The sequence below is a fragment of the Cuniculiplasma thermophilum genome, from assembly GCF_052315355.1.
GTDB lineage: Archaea > Thermoplasmatota > Thermoplasmata > Thermoplasmatales > Thermoplasmataceae > Cuniculiplasma.
On sequence record NZ_JBLSDF010000022.1, the window covers coordinates 1 to 20,390 of the forward strand.

20 protein-coding genes and 1 tRNA gene are annotated in these 20,390 nt (G+C 36.2%); 14 read left to right on the forward strand and 7 right to left on the reverse strand.

Annotated elements, in window-relative coordinates; genetic code table 11:
• Positions 1 to 467 precede the first annotated feature (467 nt).
• Entirely contained in the window at positions 468 to 1,253 is a 786-nt protein-coding gene (locus ACNF42_RS05105; RefSeq protein ID WP_443339545.1) for an FkbM family methyltransferase, read from the reverse strand.
• Between the two features lie 207 nt (positions 1,254 to 1,460).
• Here ACNF42_RS05105 and ACNF42_RS05110 point away from each other — a divergent pair, with 207 nt between their 5' ends.
• The 5 genes from ACNF42_RS05110 (at position 1,461) to ACNF42_RS05130 (ending at position 5,909) form a co-directional block, all read left to right on the forward strand.
• On the forward strand, positions 1,461 to 2,135 hold the full coding sequence (locus ACNF42_RS05110; protein WP_443339546.1) for a transposase: 675 nt from the start codon (positions 1,461 to 1,463) through the stop codon (positions 2,133 to 2,135).
• Positions 2,104 to 2,349, forward strand: coding sequence for a hypothetical protein (locus ACNF42_RS05115; RefSeq protein WP_443339548.1), 246 nt, complete (start codon positions 2,104 to 2,106; stop codon positions 2,347 to 2,349). The genes ACNF42_RS05110 and ACNF42_RS05115 overlap by 32 nt, the downstream gene beginning before the upstream one ends.
• Before the next feature lie 182 nt (positions 2,350 to 2,531).
• Positions 2,532 to 2,891, forward strand: coding sequence for a hypothetical protein (locus ACNF42_RS05120; protein ID WP_443339549.1), 360 nt, complete (start codon positions 2,532 to 2,534; stop codon positions 2,889 to 2,891).
• Between the two features lie 57 nt (positions 2,892 to 2,948).
• On the forward strand, positions 2,949 to 3,728 hold the full coding sequence (locus ACNF42_RS05125) for a hypothetical protein (protein ID WP_443339550.1): 780 nt from the start codon (positions 2,949 to 2,951) through the stop codon (positions 3,726 to 3,728).
• A 57-nt stretch (positions 3,729 to 3,785) separates the two neighbouring features.
• Positions 3,786 to 5,909 carry a glycosyltransferase 87 family protein gene (locus tag ACNF42_RS05130; RefSeq protein ID WP_443339596.1) on the forward strand — a complete coding sequence of 708 codons (2,124 nt, stop codon included), beginning with the start codon at positions 3,786 to 3,788 and terminating at the stop codon, positions 5,907 to 5,909.
• A gap of 940 nt (positions 5,910 to 6,849) precedes the next feature.
• Here ACNF42_RS05130 and ACNF42_RS05135 read toward each other — a convergent pair.
• Positions 6,850 to 7,920, reverse strand: coding sequence for a glycosyltransferase (locus tag ACNF42_RS05135; protein WP_443339551.1), 1,071 nt, complete (start codon positions 7,918 to 7,920; stop codon positions 6,850 to 6,852).
• A gap of 384 nt (positions 7,921 to 8,304) precedes the next feature.
• On the opposite strand from ACNF42_RS05135, the gene ACNF42_RS05140 reads away from it, so the two are divergent.
• Positions 8,305 to 9,414: a glycosyltransferase gene (locus tag ACNF42_RS05140; protein WP_443339552.1), complete on the forward strand. Its 1,110-nt coding sequence runs from the start codon at positions 8,305 to 8,307 to the stop codon at positions 9,412 to 9,414.
• Positions 9,415 to 9,484: 70 nt separating this feature from the next.
• Here the strand turns inward: ACNF42_RS05140 and ACNF42_RS05145 are convergent, their stop codons facing one another.
• From ACNF42_RS05145 to ACNF42_RS05155, 3 genes are all read right to left on the reverse strand, one after another.
• Positions 9,485 to 10,510 (reverse strand): glycosyltransferase, encoded by a 1,026-nt coding sequence (locus ACNF42_RS05145; protein WP_443339553.1) that lies wholly within the window; start codon positions 10,508 to 10,510, stop codon positions 9,485 to 9,487.
• Positions 10,511 to 10,723: 213 nt separating this feature from the next.
• Positions 10,724 to 10,879 (reverse strand): hypothetical protein, encoded by a 156-nt coding sequence (locus ACNF42_RS05150; protein WP_443339554.1) that lies wholly within the window; start codon positions 10,877 to 10,879, stop codon positions 10,724 to 10,726.
• A 785-nt stretch (positions 10,880 to 11,664) separates the two neighbouring features.
• A tRNA-Glu gene (locus ACNF42_RS05155) sits at positions 11,665 to 11,739 on the reverse strand.
• Positions 11,740 to 11,859: 120 nt separating this feature from the next.
• Here ACNF42_RS05155 and ACNF42_RS05160 point away from each other — a divergent pair.
• Positions 11,860 to 12,504, forward strand: a complete 645-nt coding sequence (locus ACNF42_RS05160; protein ID WP_443339556.1) for a phosphoribosyltransferase — start codon at positions 11,860 to 11,862, stop codon at positions 12,502 to 12,504.
• Here the strand turns inward: ACNF42_RS05160 and arcC are convergent.
• The gene (arcC, locus tag ACNF42_RS05165) at positions 12,501 to 13,433 is read right to left on the reverse strand and encodes a carbamate kinase (RefSeq protein ID WP_443339557.1); all 933 of its coding nucleotides are present in this window, start codon (positions 13,431 to 13,433) and stop codon (positions 12,501 to 12,503) included. The genes ACNF42_RS05160 and arcC overlap by 4 nt on opposite strands.
• 156 nt (positions 13,434 to 13,589) lie before the next feature.
• Here arcC and ACNF42_RS05170 point away from each other — a divergent pair, with 156 nt between their 5' ends.
• The 4 genes from ACNF42_RS05170 (at position 13,590) to ACNF42_RS05185 (ending at position 17,507) form a co-directional block, all read left to right on the forward strand.
• Positions 13,590 to 14,405 (forward strand): MqnA/MqnD/SBP family protein, encoded by an 816-nt coding sequence (locus ACNF42_RS05170; protein WP_443339559.1) that lies wholly within the window; start codon positions 13,590 to 13,592, stop codon positions 14,403 to 14,405.
• 103 nt (positions 14,406 to 14,508) lie between these two features.
• Complete coding sequence (locus ACNF42_RS05175; RefSeq protein WP_443339560.1) at positions 14,509 to 15,861, forward strand: cytochrome ubiquinol oxidase subunit I; 1,353 nt, start codon at positions 14,509 to 14,511, stop codon at positions 15,859 to 15,861.
• Complete coding sequence (locus tag ACNF42_RS05180; RefSeq protein WP_443339561.1) at positions 15,858 to 16,826, forward strand: hypothetical protein; 969 nt, start codon at positions 15,858 to 15,860, stop codon at positions 16,824 to 16,826. Before ACNF42_RS05175 ends, ACNF42_RS05180 begins: the two co-directional genes overlap by 4 nt.
• The gene (locus ACNF42_RS05185; protein WP_443339562.1) at positions 16,827 to 17,507 is read left to right on the forward strand and encodes a hypothetical protein; all 681 of its coding nucleotides are present in this window, start codon (positions 16,827 to 16,829) and stop codon (positions 17,505 to 17,507) included.
• On the opposite strand, the gene ACNF42_RS05190 is transcribed toward ACNF42_RS05185, so the two are convergent.
• The gene (locus ACNF42_RS05190; RefSeq protein ID WP_443339563.1) at positions 17,497 to 18,051 is read right to left on the reverse strand and encodes a hypothetical protein; all 555 of its coding nucleotides are present in this window, start codon (positions 18,049 to 18,051) and stop codon (positions 17,497 to 17,499) included. The genes ACNF42_RS05185 and ACNF42_RS05190 overlap by 11 nt on opposite strands.
• A gap of 93 nt (positions 18,052 to 18,144) precedes the next feature.
• Here ACNF42_RS05190 and ACNF42_RS05195 point away from each other — a divergent pair, with 93 nt between their 5' ends.
• Genes ACNF42_RS05195 through ACNF42_RS05205 form a run of 3 tightly spaced genes read left to right on the forward strand, consistent with a single transcriptional unit; the run spans position 18,145 to position 20,381 of the window.
• Positions 18,145 to 18,486, forward strand: coding sequence for a winged helix-turn-helix transcriptional regulator (locus tag ACNF42_RS05195; RefSeq protein ID WP_443339564.1), 342 nt, complete (start codon positions 18,145 to 18,147; stop codon positions 18,484 to 18,486).
• 27 nt (positions 18,487 to 18,513) lie between these two features.
• Complete coding sequence (locus ACNF42_RS05200; RefSeq protein ID WP_443339565.1) at positions 18,514 to 19,575, forward strand: glucose-1-phosphate thymidylyltransferase; 1,062 nt, start codon at positions 18,514 to 18,516, stop codon at positions 19,573 to 19,575.
• A complete protein-coding gene (locus ACNF42_RS05205) occupies positions 19,572 to 20,381 on the forward strand; it encodes an SDR family oxidoreductase (protein WP_443339567.1) in 810 nt (269 codons plus the stop codon). The genes ACNF42_RS05200 and ACNF42_RS05205 overlap by 4 nt, the downstream gene beginning before the upstream one ends.
• Positions 20,382 to 20,390: the final 9 nt, after the last annotated feature.

The window sequence follows — 20,390 nt, forward strand, 5'->3', positions numbered from 1 at the left end:
ATCATTTATCTGAGGGCAGCAGAGATAAATGACAAATGGTCTATGAGATCATTGAGGGGATATTATAAATGCATTGATGAGATTAAGGAAATGTTCCAAAGGAGGTATCCTTTATAAATACACAACATTTGGGACACTATGGAAAATCTGCAGAAGAAGGTAGAAAATAGAAAACCTCAGCAGAATTTTAGTTAATTTAACTTTTGAATTAAGGGGTTTTCCTCCCTTTATGCTTGTTTTAACCTTACATAACGCTTTTTGTGCTAGGTTTTATCCTTAACGCCTCTCGACTTCAATAATAAAATTCAATTATAGAATTCCATAGCATTATCATATTCTAGATAGTCATTCTCCTGCATTCCAGTAATAAGTTTTTCATCAAGGTTGATTGGTTCCTTACATATATATAGTATCCTCCCAGCCATTTCACCATCATGGTAATCGAATCTATATTTCTGTGTTTCTCATTATCTTTTTTCACCATAGATAATTATTGGATATTTTGATAGTTTAAAATCTGATCTAGATGATAGAATAATTCTTTTAGTTGATCTAAATTTGTTATAATATTCTAATTTTAGTATTTTCAATGGGTGTCTGATTCCAAAAGAAAGCACGTTATGCATAGACTCAACTGGTTCATTTTTAAAGGAAAATAAGTTAGAAAATCTCTTAAGCGCATCAAAATCTTCCTTGCTGTGAATCTCACCCTCCAAATAATTTATAGTTTCCATCATTTTTTCTGCACTTAATAACGCATACTTTTCACCGCCTTCTATATCCATTTTCAAAATAGTCGGATGTATTCCTCTTTCGGTTATAATATGATTAAAGGTCGTTGTTTCGACGTCTATTATATCTGCATCTGTTTTCTCTTCGTTAGTTGCAATTTTAGACATAACTCCATTTTGAACGAATCTTATTTTTTTTCCTGTTTCTTTATATAAAGCTTTATCTATGATTTCAACATTATTTAAATTGTTCAATTCAATGTTCTTTTTAAGAATACTTAGGTTTTTTGGATCTGGTTCTATAGATATTATACTACCATTATTACCAGCCATAACTGAAGCAATAACTGTAAACGTGCCAATATTTGCTCCCGCATCTATGATGCTGTCTCCTTGCTTAATTTTCATCATCAGATTGTGATAAGATTTCTCTAAGATAACTTGGTAAAATGCAGAAAAATCAGACCGTCTTTCCAAGTAGAATTTCAATGTACTCCCTTTAAATCTTAATGTTATAATCATTCAATCCTCATCTTTGTCTTTTTATAAATCTTTATTGATCTTTCGTTATTTAAGCTTTCTTTTCTATTAAAATAGTGTTGATTTATTAACCTAAACTCCCTTAAATTAACACATATCATTTTAATCTCATGAATTATAGTGTGTCTCACATTTCATGATAAGTTAGACTGATGTCGAACATTATCTACCAATTCATAATTTTGGGATATGTCCGAACCGCATATCCTTCTTATTGTGGAATTGATAGATAAGATAGTTTCGCCTGATGAAAGGAAGAGAAAGTTCACAGAGAGACAGATACTGAAAATTCTCATCCTGCTGCACATATTCCATATATCATACAGGTCATCTGCAATATTCCTCAGGAATCATGGCGAATACATGGAAGTGATTGGAATCCGTGAGATACTATCATTCCAGACATTATCCAGGAGGGCAGGATCATTTTATCTGCACTCTGTAAACAGGGAAATCACCTTTCTTTATGCAATGGAATTAATTGTCGCCATTGATTCATTCATGATCCACACATGCAAGTATTCAACAGCTGCAAGGAGAAGAGTATGGGGAAATTACGCCGATCCTGAATCAGGATGGTCAAAGACCTCAAAGTCAAAGTCCTATGGAAGGAAATGCCATGTGGCAATGGATATTGATTCCCTCATTGTACAGGACTGGGTTGTAACAAAGGGCAATATTCATGATTCCAAAGTCTCACATTACCTCATTGATGCAGCAAGGAACTTTTCCCATATACTTGCAGATTCGGCATACGATACATCGGGGATATGTGATTACATCTTCGAGAACACCAATGAGAGGAGGGGCATCAGGCCTGAAAGGCTCCACAGTGAATCGCAAGATCGGGATAGATCTCAGTAAGGAATATTCGTCAATGTTCTCCCTGAGGTGGGAGATAGAGCGTACATTCTCCATACTGGAGGAGATATTACATAGCGAAAATATCTGGTACACACTAAGCAGATCATATGATACTGCAATTGGCCTGAAGATTATTACATGTAATCTCATGGTAATATCAAACACTGAAACAGGGGATAAGCCCAGGGAGATAAAGAAAATCGTCAGTTGTTAAAACATGAGACATCCTATTATCTGAATTAATTTTATTTCTGTGGACTTGTACAAAATTGAAATTTGCATTTATGTCTAACCCGAACCCTTCATAATTTAGACACATAATCTTCTAACATAATTTGTTTATTGAGTTAATTATGAACTCTATGATTTTGTTAGAGAACAGTTTATATAAATTATGTGCCTATTGTATCTTCAGCAACGGTGTCCAGGGCAATGACTGCACTTGGAAAAATGAACCTGAACCATGCGTTCCTCAAGGAGATCATAAAGGTCATGGGGATATCAGGCGTATTATACTATGATCTGACATCATACTCATCCCAGTCCAGGAATATTGATTTCCTTGAATACGGGTATTCACGATCCGATCCTGACTATCCACAGGTGAATGTTTCACTTGTGGAATCATGGGAATCAGGCATCCCAATATTCTATGACATCTATCCCGGATCTGTTAATTACATGACCACAATTAAGAACACAATTGATGTTCTCAGATCTGCTGGCCTCGCAGATGTCACATTCATCATGGACTGAGAGACGTTCTCATCCTCCAATATTGAATACCTCATTGAAAACGGAATGGATTTCATCATGCCTGCATCCTATACTCACATAGAGATCAGGAGACTTGACCTGTTATCCAGGAAAGCAATAGAGAAGGGCAGGAACATGATCTCCATATCCGGGGAGATCATGTTTTCAGTTAGGAAGACTGTCAGGACAGGAAATACTGATGTCAGTGCATGGGTCTATTACCATCCTGAAAGGGACAGCATGGAGAGATCTCTATTCTATTCATCCCTGAAGGAAAGGATGGACAGACTTTCCACACGTACAGTAAGGAAATTGGAGAAGCCTGCTGATGTATGTGATGACATCATGGCCCCATACAGGAATTTCATATCCTTCCGGTATGATGGGTCATTCCATATCAGGATAAGGGGCAATGCCGTATCCCAGAGAGTTAACAGATGTGGCATCACAGTGATAAAATTAACCGGCGATCATGATTCGGAATATGTGCTTTCAGAATACAGGAAAAGGGATGCTGTGGAAAAGATGTTCATGTCATCCAAGACATTCATTGGAGGAGAACCGTTGAGGGTTCACGGCATGGATGCATTGAGAGGGGAGATGTTCGTGAATCTCATTGCAATTGCCATCAGGTCCAGGATTCTGGAATACATGAGGTCATCAGGCCTGCTAAAGAAATACCTAGTTGAGAAGATGCTACTGGAATTGCACAAGATCAGGAAGGTAATATTGAATGAAGGAAAGGAGATCACAACGGAGATAACCCGGAAGCAGAAAGAGATTCTGGAATCGATTGGCATCGAACAGGAACATGTGCATGTATTTCTGAAGCGTTAAAATTATATATAATCTTAATCTAAGCAATTTAAATTGCCCGTTTGTTTTAGAGAGAAAATGCGATGTCACAGATGGATATTTATTTTCATTGTCATTTGTTATTTCGTTATTTCCCCATTCACTTCCTATGCATATGATGAGTCGTTTTATTTTCAATATTTTCGGTGGGTATATCTTTATTCGGTTCAACCTTATTACCTCTGGGTTTTTGGTTCGTTCTACAATTCGATTAACATTGGGTCACTTGGAATAAATCTGCCTTTTTATCTATTAGGGATAGATAATGTAATCATCCAACAATTCACTGTCAAGTTGCCTTATATCTTGGCTGCCATATTAAGTTCCCTAGCAATCAGTAGAACTTTAAACCACATTACGCATCAAAACAACAGAAACATAGATCCAGCTCTGATGTTTTTACTTTTACCAATTACGATCTTTGATGTGGTCATCTTTGGAAACCCCCTCATTATCGCGATCATGTTTCTTGTTTTAACTTTGTTGTGTTTAGTTAATAATAAGACTTCTTTGTCATCCCTGTTTCTCGGAATGTCAGCTGCCACTTATCTATATCCAATTTTCTTCGTGTTACCATTTTTGAAGGTTGTAAATAATAACAATGGAAAGAGGAAAATGCTATCAGCACTTGGAATTTTCGCTCTTACCTTTGCGGTGGGACAATTTTTACCATTAATGATTTCTATCTTAACTTCAACACCCATATCAACGACTGTTCTAGCACCCTTGTTAGGACTTAGATCGTCTATAACTGTTACTTCTAATATTCCTTCGTCATGGGGGCCCTATTTTATTTTCTACATTATTTTCCATGTTTCGGTGGGTTCCTTTACACTTGAAGCAATTTACTTATTATCAATGCTTTTGCCAATGTTCTATTTCTTATTTACTAAGAAGGAAATCACGTTAGAAAGGTTTCTCGACTTTCTTTTCTTAGAAAGTCTAATGTTCGTAATATTTTCTATAACAGCTACACCTCAATATCTTCTATCAATAGCTCCATTTGCAGTTTATTTCTATTACTCAGATCGGTCTAAGCATTTGATTCAAATTTTATCCTTCGCGACATTATTAGACGTCCTATTACTATTTAATAATCTTCCACTATTGTATTTCTTTTCCAATCTTAACCCATCATTAGCATATTCCTATGATTATTTGATCTTCCCATCTCTTGGTGTTGCACTCCTTTCACTGATTTATATTGCCTCATTACTCATTATGTTAATTTATCATTTCAGAGCTGATTCAATTAATGAAATTTATTTAAAACGCTTTAATAAAAAAATAAAGAGCAAGTCACAAATGAATGGATCCTATACATACATTAAAAGAGGAACTGTTCTATTGTTAGCGATTTTGGTTATTACATTATTAGTGGCTGCACCATTAGCGAATAACGCTCCAAAAAACATGTACTTTACTAGCCAAGCAGATTCAGAAACTATTAGCGCAACACACGGAGTTCAAAATGATGGCCAATCAACTTATTTTTTAACTTTTAGTGGACAAGGTTACAATCTCCTAAATAAATTTACGAAGGAAAAAAGTAGCTACATTCTATCTATCCCAAACTACATCTTAAACACAACTGAATTTAGTTATCATAGTGTTACATTTCCTAAATGCAATGAATCTATCTTCAAAGTGCTTATAAATTCCACGGCAAATCCAATCATAGTTGGAGAGCCTGTTACCTTCGTATCTCAAGTCTACAACGGTGCAGGTCCATTCCATTATGCATGGTATGGTGGTGGAAATAAAAATACACAGAATGAAACTTCCATTTTTTATTCCCCAGGAAACTGGACTGTAGAGGTTATCGTCATTGATGGTAATGGCCAGAAAGCAATAGCAAATTATACAGAAAAAGTAAACACTGACTACAGTATTAATTTCAATTCTCATCCGATAGGAAGATTTGTTTCATTAAACTCTTATCAGATACCGATTAATTCATCGTTTATTGAAGACAATAATACAGTTACATTTAAAGGAAATTTTCCAACTAACAAAAGCATAAGTTTGCACCTTGAGATGGTTTGCAACGTTCCAAATTCTGTAATTCTCAAGCATCCATTTTATTTATTTATAGGCTTTGTATCCTTTTCTGTAAATACTTGCTCCATGATATACATAATTAGAAGATTTAAATCTCTTTAACATTCTGTAAGCAACCTCAATCTTGTGATCACAAGATATATGATCGTATCCCTGTATTTCTATGCCTCGAATTCATTGAACGCTTGATTGCTGTTCTTATATTGTTGTTCAATCCTTATACAACAGATGAATTAATTCCGGATTTTATGGACACATTGATGCTATTGAGATTTCTCTTCAGAGTCTTTCCTAGTATGATTATATCAGGCATCATTGATCTGTATGCCCATGATGTTCGTTTCCTCAGATGCATTTCCACAATGCTAAAATTAAGGGGTCAATATCTCTGGAGTGTAACCTTGAAATTGTATGCATATGATGTCTGTAGATCGAGGGATTTGTAAACGCCAATCTAAAAATATCCAAAATGGTTCAATTAAGGGTCTCAGTTGAAATTACGTTTTTCAATTGTGCATATTCAACCATTATAACCCTTAATTATAATCATTCTTGAAAGATCGTTTTAATAATGTACACTTTTCAAATGTACGGAATTTACTGGATTCATTACGAATGATCTCTTTTACCTCCAGATATCGCTGAAACACTCCATATATTGATACAAAAAATTTTGAATAAATGAGCATGGGGTGGAACCATAAATGGTTGAAAATGGATAAATTTGAATGGGCGTTTACATATGTTAAGATTTATCCGTGTACGTTCTTCTGTGTCATGAAAACCATAGCATATACCACATCTACAGGACATGGGAATCTTATTCATCTTGGAAAATTCATGAAGATATCAACCCTCTTCCCATGGTGGTCTAACTTGATTTCCTTAGTGATCTATGCATCCTTTAAACGCTGAATTTTCCTGAAAAGTCCGTCAGATTTCACATAATGTAAATGAATGAGCGTCTATGTCTTACCCACAAATAGTTGAAGAGATCTGAAATATTTATCCTTATGTAAATACGATAAAACCTATCTCAAAATTAATTGGTTTCCAAAATATTAGCCTCATCACAATCATAGTTGTTTTGCAGTATTACTTCTCTGTACAAATTAACATATTTATTTGATGCTGACGATTTTGATAGACTCTTTCTTCTTATGTATATTTTCTCCCTTAAGCTGTCACTTACACCATTTAAACTAATAGATACTATTTCTTTTATTGCGTCATCTATTATTCTCTCTTCTGACACGTAGATTCCAGCATCTCCTAGAATTTCCCTATTTATTGGAATATTTCTGCAAATAACTGGTAATTCACTTCCTAATGCTTCAAGAAGAGGAATACCAAGCCCCTCATTGTCTGATACGTGAATATAGCAAATGCTAGCATTAAAATATAGGGGATATTTAGTACTGTCAACCTTTCCCACATTTATACTTCCACTAGATTTCAACGGAGACCCTATTTTTAAAAGCTTAATTCCTGGTGGCAATGAATCAGCAATACCCTCTAAAAGATCAAGTCTCTTATTTTTTCTATCATTGCCCACTGCTAAAACGTATGACACATCATTATCTAAATTCAAACTCTTCTTTCCCTCTTCCACGCTTCCTTTGTGGAATCTTACTTCATCTACCCACTGGTTTATTATCACCGATTTCACACCAAGTTTCTCGTATACATCATTTTGAGTTGTTTGGCTTAATGTTATAATCTTCAAAGCCTTCCTGTAGTGAAGTTTTGTTACAAGATATTTACGATATCTTTCTAATGCACTTACGAAGTTTACGGGAGAGAGGTTTGCTCTAATAAACACTTTATCTTTAATAAGATCGTGAATTGTTATAACGCCTCTCCTTTTTTTCAATATTGAAAAATCTGTGCCAGCATAATGGAAAAGATATCCCCCATAATTTCCATCTTTCACTAATTTCCTATAATTTTTACGAATGGTTAGTGGTCTTAACAAAAATCTATGATTCCTTCTTAGATATTCTATTTTCTCATATATGTCTAGATTATCTTCAACTGCTCCAACGTAAATCAATTTAACTTCGGGATATTTTGATTTTAACAATCTGTATAGTGAAACTGCATATGTACCCACTCCAGTCCAGTGGGGTTGATCAACAATTATGGCAACCTTCGTGTCTGGAGATTAAACAGTTACTATAAACGTTATCAATGAAAAAAACAAATCGAATTGTTACCCAAATTTGTTCAAACTGGGATCTCTTCCAATAACATTTTAGTTTTCAGATATTAAGGGAAACACAAATTAAGACTAGCTCCAATTTATGTTCTAGAAAGGATGAACGATGCAAAAAAATTCTTCGTAAGTAAAGAAAGGCTTAACAGGGAGGTTTTGAAATTATGGAGTTTAATTCTTGGTATTTATCTCAATCTTAATAAAGTTGAATAAATTGTCGGACAGTAACACAACTGATGTTTGCCTGTATGTTAGGTAAAGAACGATTTCGGAGAAAAGAACATGAACGAGAAGGGAATATTACTTATATTCCATAAGCCTTTGAATCAGGTAGATGGACAAACAAAATATGTAAAAGAGTTGATTGGTATAATAAGCACTCAATATGATGTTTTGATTCCGTCAGAAAATTTTTATAAAAAGTATGGGATGAATGAAAGAAATTGGATGCTCAGAACAATTCTGGTAAATGTCTACCTTATTTTCTGGGCACTAGCCAATAGAAAATCTTTATCTTCAAAATTTAGTGTGTGCATCATGGAAGATCGATATGCCTTAATTCCAACGCTCATAATAATAAAAATTTTTCATCTAAAGTTAGTTTCAAGATTATCTGACTGGGGTCAGGGTTATGTAGATACCCTGAACTTGAAGGGAAGAATTCCGATCTTCATTATCAAAATTTTAGATCTGTTTTACAAGAATTTTGTAATTAGCGAATCTAATGGAATCATTGTTCCATCTGATTATCTATATTTATTAGTAGATAAAAATTTTAAACGACCTATACTAAATTTCCCCTTAATATGCAAGAAAGATAGAGGAAAAAAAATTGAAGAAGATAAAAATATTGTTATTAGGGATAATAATCATGACGTATATTGTGTTCTTGTAGGCAATTTCAATTATGCTCCTAATGAAGACTCTGCATTATATTTAATAAAAAAGGTAATACCAGAGATTAAAAAGAAGGATAAAAAGATAAAATTTGTTATAATTGGTGCAGGTAGTGATAAAAAATTCTCCAAATACAACAGTGATAACCTTATATCTCTTGGAATTGTTGAAGACCTTTCAGGAATTTACAGGCAATGCCAAATAGGAATCAATCTATCCACGACAAAGGGGGGCACAAGTATAAAGAATATTGAGTATCTTGTCAATGGACTTATTGTTGTATCAACTAAAGAGGCCGCAGTGGGTGTCTTTCATTCAAGTAATTTATTTAGTGTAGAGAGAAAGGATTTCAAGAATATGATCCTAGAGGTTGCCAGCAAAATTAGATCCGAATCATTGGGAAACATTGAATCTGAGGCCAGTAGAGTTGCGAATTACTATTCAGAGGAAAGAGTCTCTCTACGTACAATGGAATTTTTAAAGATCTTTTACTGATTTTATTTGCCTATATCTTAAATTATATATTACCAAGTTCTAAAATAATAATTAATTTATGTTCCCAGCATCAGTAGAATTTCTTAAGCCGAAATTTTGCCATTCTTTCCGGCAAAATGAGAAATATGGGCAGAGAGAGGATATCCCTGAACACATATAGATATAATCTCTGGTAAAAGCCATAACTTTTCATTTTTCCAACGTGGGATATGTAGAATTTTGCAATCTCTACTGTTCTCTTAAAAATCAGTTCTCTGACTTGCTCCGTATATGCAAGCTTAAGAGAAAGATATATTTCTAGTAATTCAAGATGATTTATGAGCCCTTTATCTATTTCTAATAGGTAGTTCTCAATATTCTTAACCGATTCAATTTCCTTTTTAGTTATTCTACTCAAATCAGATAAAGGGTTTTCATAGTTCTCTATCCGACTTATATTCTTCTCATGCATTCTATAGGCTGTTACCTTTTCTCGAATTATAGCTATTCTGGTTGTTCTAAACAGGTAATACATAACGATTGCATTATCAACGCCGTAAGATATTCTTTTTATATAGTCGGACAATTCGTCCAAATTTCTGTTCCTGAATGACAATCGGCTTGAGTTAAAGTATATATCAAATTTATGCGCCATTTTAAGGTCAAAGTGGTTTTTATTAAGATCCACAATCCCCGTTCTAGACTCTTTTAACCTAATTGGTGGCTGATTAATTTCAATTGAGTGCCCTGATTTATCGATTCGGTAATAATCATTAATCATTAGGTTAACGTCTGGTTCTCTTTCAAATGCCTCTGAAAGCACTTGAAATTTGTTTTCTGCAAATATGTCATCATCATCAAGGAGGCATATAATATCATTGCTACATTCTTGAATACCAATGGCTATTGATTTCCCGTTCGATGGGGAATCACAAAAAAGGGTTTTCACATTATATCGTTCAAGCTCTTTTTCTAAATCCTTATCGGAAAAACCTTTTACAACAACAATCTCGAAAAGATCTCTCGAATAATTCTGATTTATGACAGACATCACTGCATCTAACAAGAATTCTCGTCTTTTGTAAGAAATTATAAGGGCTGAAAACGTGATAACCATATCTTTATATCAATTGCAGGGACACTTATAAACCTGCCAGTTGAGTGAATGTATGTTCTTTTCAAAAGGAGAGAGATAATGCTTGGCTCTGTATCCATTTATAAGATTTATTATGTTGAAAATGCCGTCCAATTATTCCTCAAAGGACAATGACCATTACTTCTCTCTTGTATTTTATTTTGCTCTTATTGACCATGAAAATGCAGTTCTATGCTACCTTCCTTTCATAAGTTTCGAAATCATGGCACTTAGGCCTGAATCAACGTATATTCTCGCAATAAAGCGTCCCTTCCAAATTGAAAAAGTTCTTTCTATCTCAATCTTTATATCTCTTGATTCCGCTCTCTTCCTTATGATTGTACCAGGCATCAATTTTTAAATGCGAGATTCTTTTTAACAATGCCTCACTTTTTATCTATCAAGGGAAGGCCATTAGGGTTCTAAAAGAAATGATTTTGTACTCTATTCATTGCTATGCATTTTGTTTCTTAGCAAGTGTATCATTTCAGATTGACTGTAATGTCATGAATTGATGAAGCTTTTACATTCTATTTTACGATGACAGACAGAATCCTTATCATGAGACAGATATGACTCCCCTTATCATTGAAAATCCTTCACTCCAAAATCCGAAACCACCATGATCCCCATACTTATCCAATTTTATCAATTGATGTGCGTTTAAATAATTGCATGTTTTTACGGCGGATATTTTAATGAGCGTCCACCTCATTCTGGATTCCAATATATTTTAGACCAGTGTGACCAGAATTGATATCCTGTCTGTTCATTCAGATTGACGCGTATGAAGGTTCAGGGAATCAAAGGCATTCCATTGAAATCAAACAGCTCCAAAAGATTGTTAATAATTTCCAGGGGCATGCGGGGAATGTCCTAAATCTAACGAAAATAGAAAACTTAAACAATGAGCCCATATGAAAACTTGTTCACCCAGTCGTCAGAATCAATTTTATGCGGCCTTCGATGAGTAGTGAGATGTCGATACGAACTATATTCCATTATTATTACTCGATAAATAGCATCGAATATTTGAACAGCCCATACTTATGTGCTTAGCACTATCAACATTTTTCTGACTTTATACATATCCGCCTTGAGATCATAGTAGAAGGGCATCAGGTCTGAAGATACTATGCTCCGACCGGGATTCGGACCCGGGTCGTCGGCTCGAAAGGCCGATATGCTTGACCGGACTACACCATCGGAGCTTTTATTCCTGTAAGATACAAGCCTATATTTATTTTTGTGTGTATCTCTCATTTTCCTTCGTATCCATTACGAAAAATTCAGCAAATAATTTAAACAGGTAAAGATATGGAATTGATTATATGGATTTCAGGGCAAAAATTGTCAAATGGACCGAGATTGAGAAATGGTGTGAAGAGATAAACAGAAAGATGTCAGAATCATTTCATCCAGATGTAATTATCGGGATGTCTCGTGGGGGTCTTGTTCCAGCCAGAATTGTTTCCGATATGAATCTGATCAAGGATCTTTTTGCGGTAAAAACAGAACACTGGGGATTAACTGCCACAGTTGATGGAGAAGCTGTGATGAAATATGGCCTTAATGTTTCAGTAGAAGGAAAAAACGTACTGGTTGTGGACGATATCACAGATACTGGGCAGAGTATGAAACTTGCATATGATTATGTGATGACATTAAAGCCAAAATCAGTGAAGACCGCAACAATGCTTCACATTGCTCATTCAAAATTCATACCTGACTTCTATGGCGAGGAGGTGTCTGAGGATAAATGGACTTGGTTCATATTTCCATGGAACATTTATGAAGATCTTACAAATCTCATTGGGAAATTAAAGGTGAAGGATGCAGATCAATTCAAAATAAGGGAACTTCTCATATCTTCCTATGATCTGTCTGTTGAAGATAACCTTTTGAATAAGGTTCTTGAACAGATGGCAAGATTGAAAAAGATCAAGGAAAAGGATGGTCGTTTTTCAGTACCTTAATTAACTGAAACATGGGTACCGCTTTTTCCTTTGTAAACATTTATTGCATCCTTCAAATCCCCAATTCTGGCAATTTTTCCTCCATGTTTCAAAAATGTGATTGCGGCATTTACCTTTGGACCCATACTTCCCTTTCCAAACTGGTTTTCACTCATGTAATTTTCGATTTCCTTCAGGGTAACATTTTCCAGCGCTTTCTGATCCGGTTTTCCAAAATTTATGTACACATTTGGGACATCTGTTAAAATTAGAAATTCCTCGCATTCCAGCATGTAGGCAAGAACCGCCGATGCAAGATCCTTGTCAATGACAGCCTCAACCCCTGAATATCTATTTCCATCTTCGATCACAGGAATACCTCCGCCTCCAACACACACAGGAATAAAACCTGATATTAGGTTACTCTCAATTGCCCTCTTTTCAAGTATATCCCTGGGAAATGGTGATGGTACTACTCTGCGCCACCCCTTTTCCGTCTTTGTGAACTTCCATCCTTTCTCTTTCTCTAGTTTTTCTTTTTCACTTTCTGTGAAAACCTGTCCGACCGGTTTTGATGGATTCTGAAATCCCGGATCATTTTTATCAACAAGTGTTCTTGTTAGAATAACCGACACATCCTTCCCCAGTCCCTTTTCTTTCTTAACTTTCTCAAAGGCCTCCAGAATCATCTCACCTATGAGTCCCTGGGACATGGCTCCACATGCGTGCAGTGGCATCCCAGGAGGCATATTTTCTTCATCCTGATTCCTCAGGAATATGTCACCAACCTGAGGCCCGTTTCCATGTGTTATTATAACATCTTCCTTCTCAATAACATCCGAAAGGGAATTTAGTGCATCATAGGCATGTTTCACCTGTGTTTCATAATCTCTTCTATCTCCATTCATCAGTAATGCATTTCCACCCAATGCTATGACCAGTCTCTTCATAATTTCACGCAGGAAAATACAGATACATTACAGCTATAAATAATGACATATAATATTTTAAGTCTTAAATATCCTTAATTCACAGTTATATATCCATTTTGAAAATATCAGGAATGGTATGATATCCTTTTTTATTGAATGAAACAATATCATTCCATGAAGTTAACAGTTGCGCACACGCCTGATCCTGATGATGCATTCATGTTCTATGCTATGATTACAGGCAAGATAAAGACAAGTATGGAATATGAACAGATAATAAAGGATATTGAAACATTGAATGATGAGGCCAGAACAGGAATGTACGATGTCACAGCCATATCGGCAAATGCATATGCATCCTTCAACGAAGTTTATGCCCTCACAAGATCAGGGGCAAGTTTTGGTCTCACCTATGGACCTATGGTTGTGGCTAAGAGTGAAGTTGATTTTTCCAAGGCAGTTGTAGGAAGCCCCGGCCCAGGTACTTCATCAGAACTGCTTTTCAAGATGTTTGTAAACAAGAATGCCAATATAAGACCCATGAGGTTTGATACAATCCCTGATGCTGTCCTTAAGGGAGAGATCGATGCAGGCATAGTAATCCACGACGAACAGCTCACATTCCAGAATAAGGGCCTGATGAAGGTTGTTGATCTGTACGAAAAGTGGAAGAATTATGCCGGAAATCTACCGGTTCCTCTGGGTTTCAATGCCATAAGGAAGAGCCTCGGCAAAGAAGTAATTGCAAATTACATAACAGATTTCGAGAATTCAATAAAATATGCAATGGAACACACGGAAGAGGCAGCAAGATATGCAATGAAATATGCAAGATACCAGGATCTTGAACTTGAGACAAAATTCATAAGGATGTACGTCAACGAACTATCTGTTGATTTCGGAGAGAGGGGAAGAAAGGCACTGGAACTATATTACAAGAAGGCCAATGAAATGGGATTATTACCAAAATTCAAGATGGAAATAGTCTGATTACTATTAAAATCAATTTACCATTTTTATTATATTTAACATTATTCCCTTACTGCTCAGGTTAAGATTTAATTATTAAAACAGAGATGTCTATATGATATGAATGACAAGTATTATTAACTTTGATCGTTTTATGATGGGTTTTACGCTGGGCTCTCACGTTCTTATTGTCACCTTAACAATAGGAATATCTGTTGTGATGAGTATAATTGAGTTTCTCGGGATATATCTCAAGGACAGGGGTTATGAAGTAATGGCAAGGAGACTCTCGAGAGCACTCGCAATATTTTTTGCCATTGGAACAGCCAGTGGAACCGTGTTGGCAATAGAGTTATTCTCCTTGTGGCCAAACTTTATGGTTTTGGTGGGAAAGGTAGATATTCTTCCTTTCTACTACGAGGTATTCGCATTTTTCCTTGAATCAATCAGTTTGGTTCTCTACATCTATTACTGGGATTACTTTAAGAACAGGTATCAGCACTGGTTACTTTCACTTTTTGTTGCGGCAGGTACTCTCCTTTCAGCGGTCTTCATCACAATGGTGAACGCATGGATGAACACACCGGCAGGATTCAATTTGAATGAGTACAGGCTAACAGGAAATGTAGCAGATGTAAACCCACTTGCGGCAATGTTCAGTCCATCATCATGGATTGAAATCGGGCACGTTGTACCTGCAACTCTCGCTGCTGGAAGCTTTGCATTGCTTGCATATTTTGCAATAAATTATCTCAGATCAAAAACAGATATTGCAAGAAGCATTTATATGAAATCGATTAAGGTAGCTGCAATTGTTGGTCTCATCGCAATTGGAATAGCAGGTCTCACGGGAGACGAATCCATGAGAATGCTATACTCATTGCAGCCACTTAAATATGCTGCAATTGAATTAAATTTCCACTATACCACAAATGCAGCAGAAAAGCTTGGGGGTATAGTTATAAATGGAGTTCCTCAATATTATATCGCAGTACCAGGACTCCAGGAATTCATCATGTTCCTGTCATTCAATGCACATCAGGCAGTACCATACCTGAATGAGTTTCCAAAATCTCAATGGCCACCACTTTTCATCCATCTAACATTCGACACAATGGTTGGTGGAGGTGCCCTTGTTGGTCTCTTTGCACTTCTCCTGTTTTTCAGGATCGTATTTAAAAAGGACATATCAGGGAAATTCTACCTTTATTCTATGATAATATCCGGTATACTTCTGGAAATTGTATACGATTCTGGGTGGGTAACCGATGAGGTTGGAAGACAGCCATACATCATTTACAATAACATAATGACAGTATCATCGGCAGCAAATACATCTCCCTCAGTGCTGCCTCTTGGAATAGGAATAATTATATTTTACTGTATCGTGGTACCATTCACCTTTTACTTCTCAGCCAAGGTACTTGGAAACATATCTATAGAAAAGGAAATTGAAAGGGTAGGTGATGTCCATTGAGTTTTAACGCAGAGGTTTTTCTCAACGGTGTAATTTTTGCAATGTTCTTTGCCATAATATCCACGGAACTTATGGCTGCATCTGCAATTATTTTCAAATATGAGGAGAGCACAAAAAAGGTCTTCTACTATCTTGTTCCCATATGGGAGATCACCGGTACTTTCTTTGTATTTTACGTTGTTAATGTGGAGGCTCTCATACCCGATGCCCTCCCCATACTTGCCTATTCATACATTTCATACATTCTGATCTTCATTGTTATTTACATAACCAGAAATATTTCCATTATTACCGCAGAATTCATATTCAAAAATAGGTTCAAAATAAACCGCAGGATTTTGTATTCAATTTATGCCCTTATGACATATGTACTTGGATTCTTTGTTCTTGTTATATACACATCCCTAATGAGCGGTCACGGTCTCAATATTACTTCAAGAACTTTCAATATGGGTGCCTTTCTCACATACCTTCCCGATGATGGCTTTATACTGGGAAGTGCTATAGTTCTTTTCGGCCTTGCATCCATATTCTACAGACTTGAGGTAAATGCAATACTTTCACTGGGGGTAACAGTTCTTGGACTCATAATAGCAGGCGCATCCTTCATAGTAATAAATGACTTCAGTAATATGTACCTGATGGTTGCATCAGGAATAGTTACAATTGCCATACCGATTCTATATCTGATACCTCAGTTCAAGGATTACATATCTGACAAGATAATATTTCAGGCTTTTCTTGCTGTGTCTGCCTTCCTGCTCTTCTATTCTGTATATCCAAATCTCTCATCAAAGGCAATAAATGTGAACACTCTGCTGAACAACTCAGCAATGCAGACACAAATTTTCTATGCAACGTTGATAGGAGGAACCCTATTGCTTATAATGTCCCTTGTATTCTTCAGAATATGGCTCAGATCATCAAAAATGCACATGGAAGCAGGAACAGGGGAGGTGGATTGAATGCTATATTTTGATGTGTTCATATCAACAATAATTATTTTTATTCTCACACTTATACTGGCATTTCTTATATCCACAAATGCTGTAAGGACACATAAGGCACCTTTCCTATTCTGGTCAGCTGGCCTGTGGATATTTGCCATATCTGTTCTCATAGAGACAGTTTTCTCTGCAGGTATAATTAACTCGATCCTGATGGATTCATATCTGTTTCTTGTGGCCATTCTTGTGGAGTTACTTGCTCTTGGATCGGTTTATCTTCTTGGAAACGTGAATCTGATGAAAGGATACACAATATATTCCATAGTATCTGATATCATTCTTGGAATATCTCTCCTCATAACGCCACTCCCAAACATGATAATAACAGGGGTCGTCGCAGGTGTACTTCCATTACTCGTCGTTATAACCTCTTCCATAGTAACATTTCCAGCAGCTGCCCTTTTAATCATAATATCCTATGTATCCTATAGAAAAAAGGCAGACAGGAAACTCATAAGCATAATTCTTGGAGTTATAGTGGTTAGTATAGCAGGAACATTATATATCGCTGCATTCCCAGCATTCCTGTACTACGCGGAATTCACAGGGATAGTATTACTATGGCTGGGATTTGTGGATTTCAGCAAAATATTTTCAGGAAATAAACAACAGAACATGCAGAAAAATGTCAGCGACTGATCATTGAGAATACCATACCCAGATTTTGGGCTATCTCTAATTTTCCCATCTTTTCCTTTTTCATTTTAATTTTCATCCTGTTCACAGTTCTTTTCATGTCTTTGAACAGCTGGTTCACATTTATTACAACATTATCATCCTTAAGCCATATGCCTCTCTTCATGCCATAATCCATCGTTGCAGAAGGATCATCCGGGTTTATCTCAATCAGCGCAGGATTCCTGATAAAATATCTGTGAAAGAGACCTCCCCGGATAATCCTGTAAGTTTCCCTGGGATCAAGGTCACTGTACGCCTTTCCTGCCCATTTAAGGAAAGAGGCAAAATTCTTATTGGATTGCCCTGAACCAAACACTACCTTCTCACTCTCTCCTTCCAGAATTCTACCTATGCCACCTATCATTTCTCCATAGGCAAAGATGCCTATCACGGCCATAACAGGAGACCCATTTACTATGCACATACTTATATCCCTGTACATCTCTTTTTTGACAATGTCTGAAAAGAATGTCTCAAGTTTCACTTCAATTATGAATGGGTTCATTCAATGATAACCTTTTGTGTCTAAATCCTGTTGGAATCTTAAATCTATATATACGCCGGGAAACTATTATTAAGATTCCAAATGGATGCATGTATGATAAGATATGGAAATGAAGTGATCTGTGTCGACCCATCTATTCCCATATTTTCAATCCTTGGAAAGAAGTATACAATTCTCATAATGGGTGCTCTTTCTGGTAGATCAGAAAGGGCAACATTCAACCAGATAAGAAAGAGCATTCCAGAGGCAAGTGCAAGGGTCATATCCATTCGTCTAAGGGAAATGGAAGATAAATGCATCATAAGGAGAGAAATTTACGAAAATCATATTACATACTATTTAACAGAAACAGGATTAAGGATAAAGGAAAGCCTTAAGTCTTTCTTTGTACTTATGGCAAATTATAAGGAAAAGGATTTGAAGGCAAAACACTAATTATGGAAATTAGATTGTACAAACCCAATGAAGGGGATAATTTTACATGGTGGTAACGGAACAAGACTCCGGCCCATAACTTACTCCGAAGTCAAACAGCTTCTTATCATAGCAGGAAAACCAACAAGCGAATATGCACTTCTTGATATGCTTAAGGCAGGAATTACTGATATTGCCATAGTGATTGGAAGTATTGGTGGGGAAGAGGTAAAGAAGTATTACGGTGATGGTAGCAAGTGGAACTGTAAAATCAAGTACATATACCAGGAAAAACCTCTTGGAATTGCTCACGCCATAGGTCTCTGCAGGAATTTTGTGGGGGAAGATAAATTTGTGGTCTATCTTGGGGACAATGTGATGCAGGACCATCTTGAAGAGCCGAAAAAAGATTTTGAAAACGGAAATTACGATGCCTATCTTATGATTGTTAATGTAAGGAATCCTGAAAAATTTGGAGTCTGCGAAATAAAGGATAATAGAATAGTTTCCCTTGAGGAAAAACCAAAAAATCCAAAGAGCAATTTTGCAGTGTCTGGTGTATACTTTCTAAGACCTTCCATATTCAGATATATAGATATGTTAAGACCATCAGGGAGGGGGGAATATGAGATAATGGAAGCCCTCCAGTTACTGATCGAAAAGGGAGGGAAGATAGGATATAAAATAATACGGGGATGGTTCAAGGATACAGGAACGGTGAGAGATTTTCTTGAATGCAATAGACTCATTCTGGAGAATCTGGAAGGGGACTCTGATCCCTCGAAATTGAATTTCTCCGGAAGAATTCACATAGGCAAGGATACAGTGATAGACGAAAAGACCAAAATTCTTGGTCCCTGCTTTATAGGTGACAATGTAAAAATAGAGGAGTCATACATAGGACCATACACAACAATAGGCAACAACTGCACTATAAAGGGTTCGGAAATTGAAAACTCAGTCATAATGGATCAGTGCAACATTGATTTCTTAGATGGAAGAATCATATTTGAAAGCATAATAGGTCCATATTCATCCATAAGATCGGGTTTCTCTAAAACCAGACGAACCAGTATTATTGCAGGCAGAGATTCAAGGATGGAAATATGAATGCACTTATATTAGGGTCCGAGGGTCAACTGGGCTCAGAGTTACGTAAACTAATGCCCGAAGCTGGGGTCATTGGAAGGGAAAACCTGGACATTTCCCAGCTCAATGTTTTAAAGGCAAAACTTGAGGAAGTTAAACCAGACATCATATTCAACTGTGCTGCCATGACCAATGTGGATATATGTGAAAGGGAAAAGGAAAGGGCATACAGAGTTAATGCCCTTGCACCTCAGCAGATTGCTCTATACTCAATAGAATCAGGTGTAAGGGTTGTTCATTTTTCAACGGATTACGTATTCGATGGGATTAAGGGAATGTACGGAGAGGAGGATACACCAAATCCAATTAATTATTACGGGCTTTCAAAATTGCTGGGAGATTTCGCAACAAAAACTGTCAAAAACAGCCTCATAATAAGAACATCAGGAGTATTTGGGGAAAGGATGAATTTTCCACGTTATGTGTATTCAAACTTAATGGATGGAAAGGAGGTGAATGCCATAGATTCTTTCTATTCGCCTGTTAGTGCAAAAAATCTTGCAAGGGCAACTCTTGAAATTGTGAATATGGGAATAAGTGGATTAATTAATGTGGCAGGGGATAGAACCAGCAGGTATGATCTGGCAATAAAAATAGCAGAATTTTTTGGGTTGGACTCAACTCTGGTTAAGAAAACTTCAAGTTTAGAAAGGCAAACAGCAAGACGTCCCATGGATTCATCTCTGGATATAAGTAAGGCAAGGAATATGCTTAAATGGGATTTTTATTCCATCGAATCCAATATTTCAGCCCTAAAGGAAAAATAGAATCCTTAA

Excerpts from the sequence above, each read along its gene's own strand:
- ACNF42_RS05200 (WP_443339565.1), top strand. The coding sequence starts at position 18,514 with ATGAAGGGGATAATTTTACATGGTGGTAACGGAACAAGACTCCGGCCC.
- ACNF42_RS05170 (WP_443339559.1), top strand. The coding sequence starts at position 13,590 with ATGAAGTTAACAGTTGCGCACACGCCTGATCCTGATGATGCATTCATG.
- ACNF42_RS05160 (WP_443339556.1), top strand. The coding sequence starts at position 11,860 with ATGGATTTCAGGGCAAAAATTGTCAAATGGACCGAGATTGAGAAATGG.
- ACNF42_RS05175 (WP_443339560.1), top strand. The coding sequence starts at position 14,509 with ATGACAAGTATTATTAACTTTGATCGTTTTATGATGGGTTTTACGCTG.
- ACNF42_RS05150 (WP_443339554.1), bottom strand. The coding sequence starts at position 10,879 with ATGCCTGGTACAATCATAAGGAAGAGAGCGGAATCAAGAGATATAAAG.
- ACNF42_RS05185 (WP_443339562.1), top strand. The coding sequence starts at position 16,827 with ATGCTATATTTTGATGTGTTCATATCAACAATAATTATTTTTATTCTC.
- ACNF42_RS05105 (WP_443339545.1), bottom strand. The coding sequence starts at position 1,253 with ATGATTATAACATTAAGATTTAAAGGGAGTACATTGAAATTCTACTTG.
- ACNF42_RS05130 (WP_443339596.1), top strand. The coding sequence starts at position 3,786 with ATGCGATGTCACAGATGGATATTTATTTTCATTGTCATTTGTTATTTC.
- ACNF42_RS05110 (WP_443339546.1), top strand. The coding sequence starts at position 1,461 with ATGTCCGAACCGCATATCCTTCTTATTGTGGAATTGATAGATAAGATA.
- arcC (WP_443339557.1), bottom strand. The coding sequence starts at position 13,433 with ATGAAGAGACTGGTCATAGCATTGGGTGGAAATGCATTACTGATGAAT.
- ACNF42_RS05140 (WP_443339552.1), top strand. The coding sequence starts at position 8,305 with ATGAACGAGAAGGGAATATTACTTATATTCCATAAGCCTTTGAATCAG.
- ACNF42_RS05195 (WP_443339564.1), top strand. The coding sequence starts at position 18,145 with ATGATAAGATATGGAAATGAAGTGATCTGTGTCGACCCATCTATTCCC.
- ACNF42_RS05145 (WP_443339553.1), bottom strand. The coding sequence starts at position 10,510 with ATGGTTATCACGTTTTCAGCCCTTATAATTTCTTACAAAAGACGAGAA.
- ACNF42_RS05190 (WP_443339563.1), bottom strand. The coding sequence starts at position 18,051 with ATGAACCCATTCATAATTGAAGTGAAACTTGAGACATTCTTTTCAGAC.
- ACNF42_RS05125 (WP_443339550.1), top strand. The coding sequence starts at position 2,949 with ATGCCTGCATCCTATACTCACATAGAGATCAGGAGACTTGACCTGTTA.
- ACNF42_RS05205 (WP_443339567.1), top strand. The coding sequence starts at position 19,572 with ATGAATGCACTTATATTAGGGTCCGAGGGTCAACTGGGCTCAGAGTTA.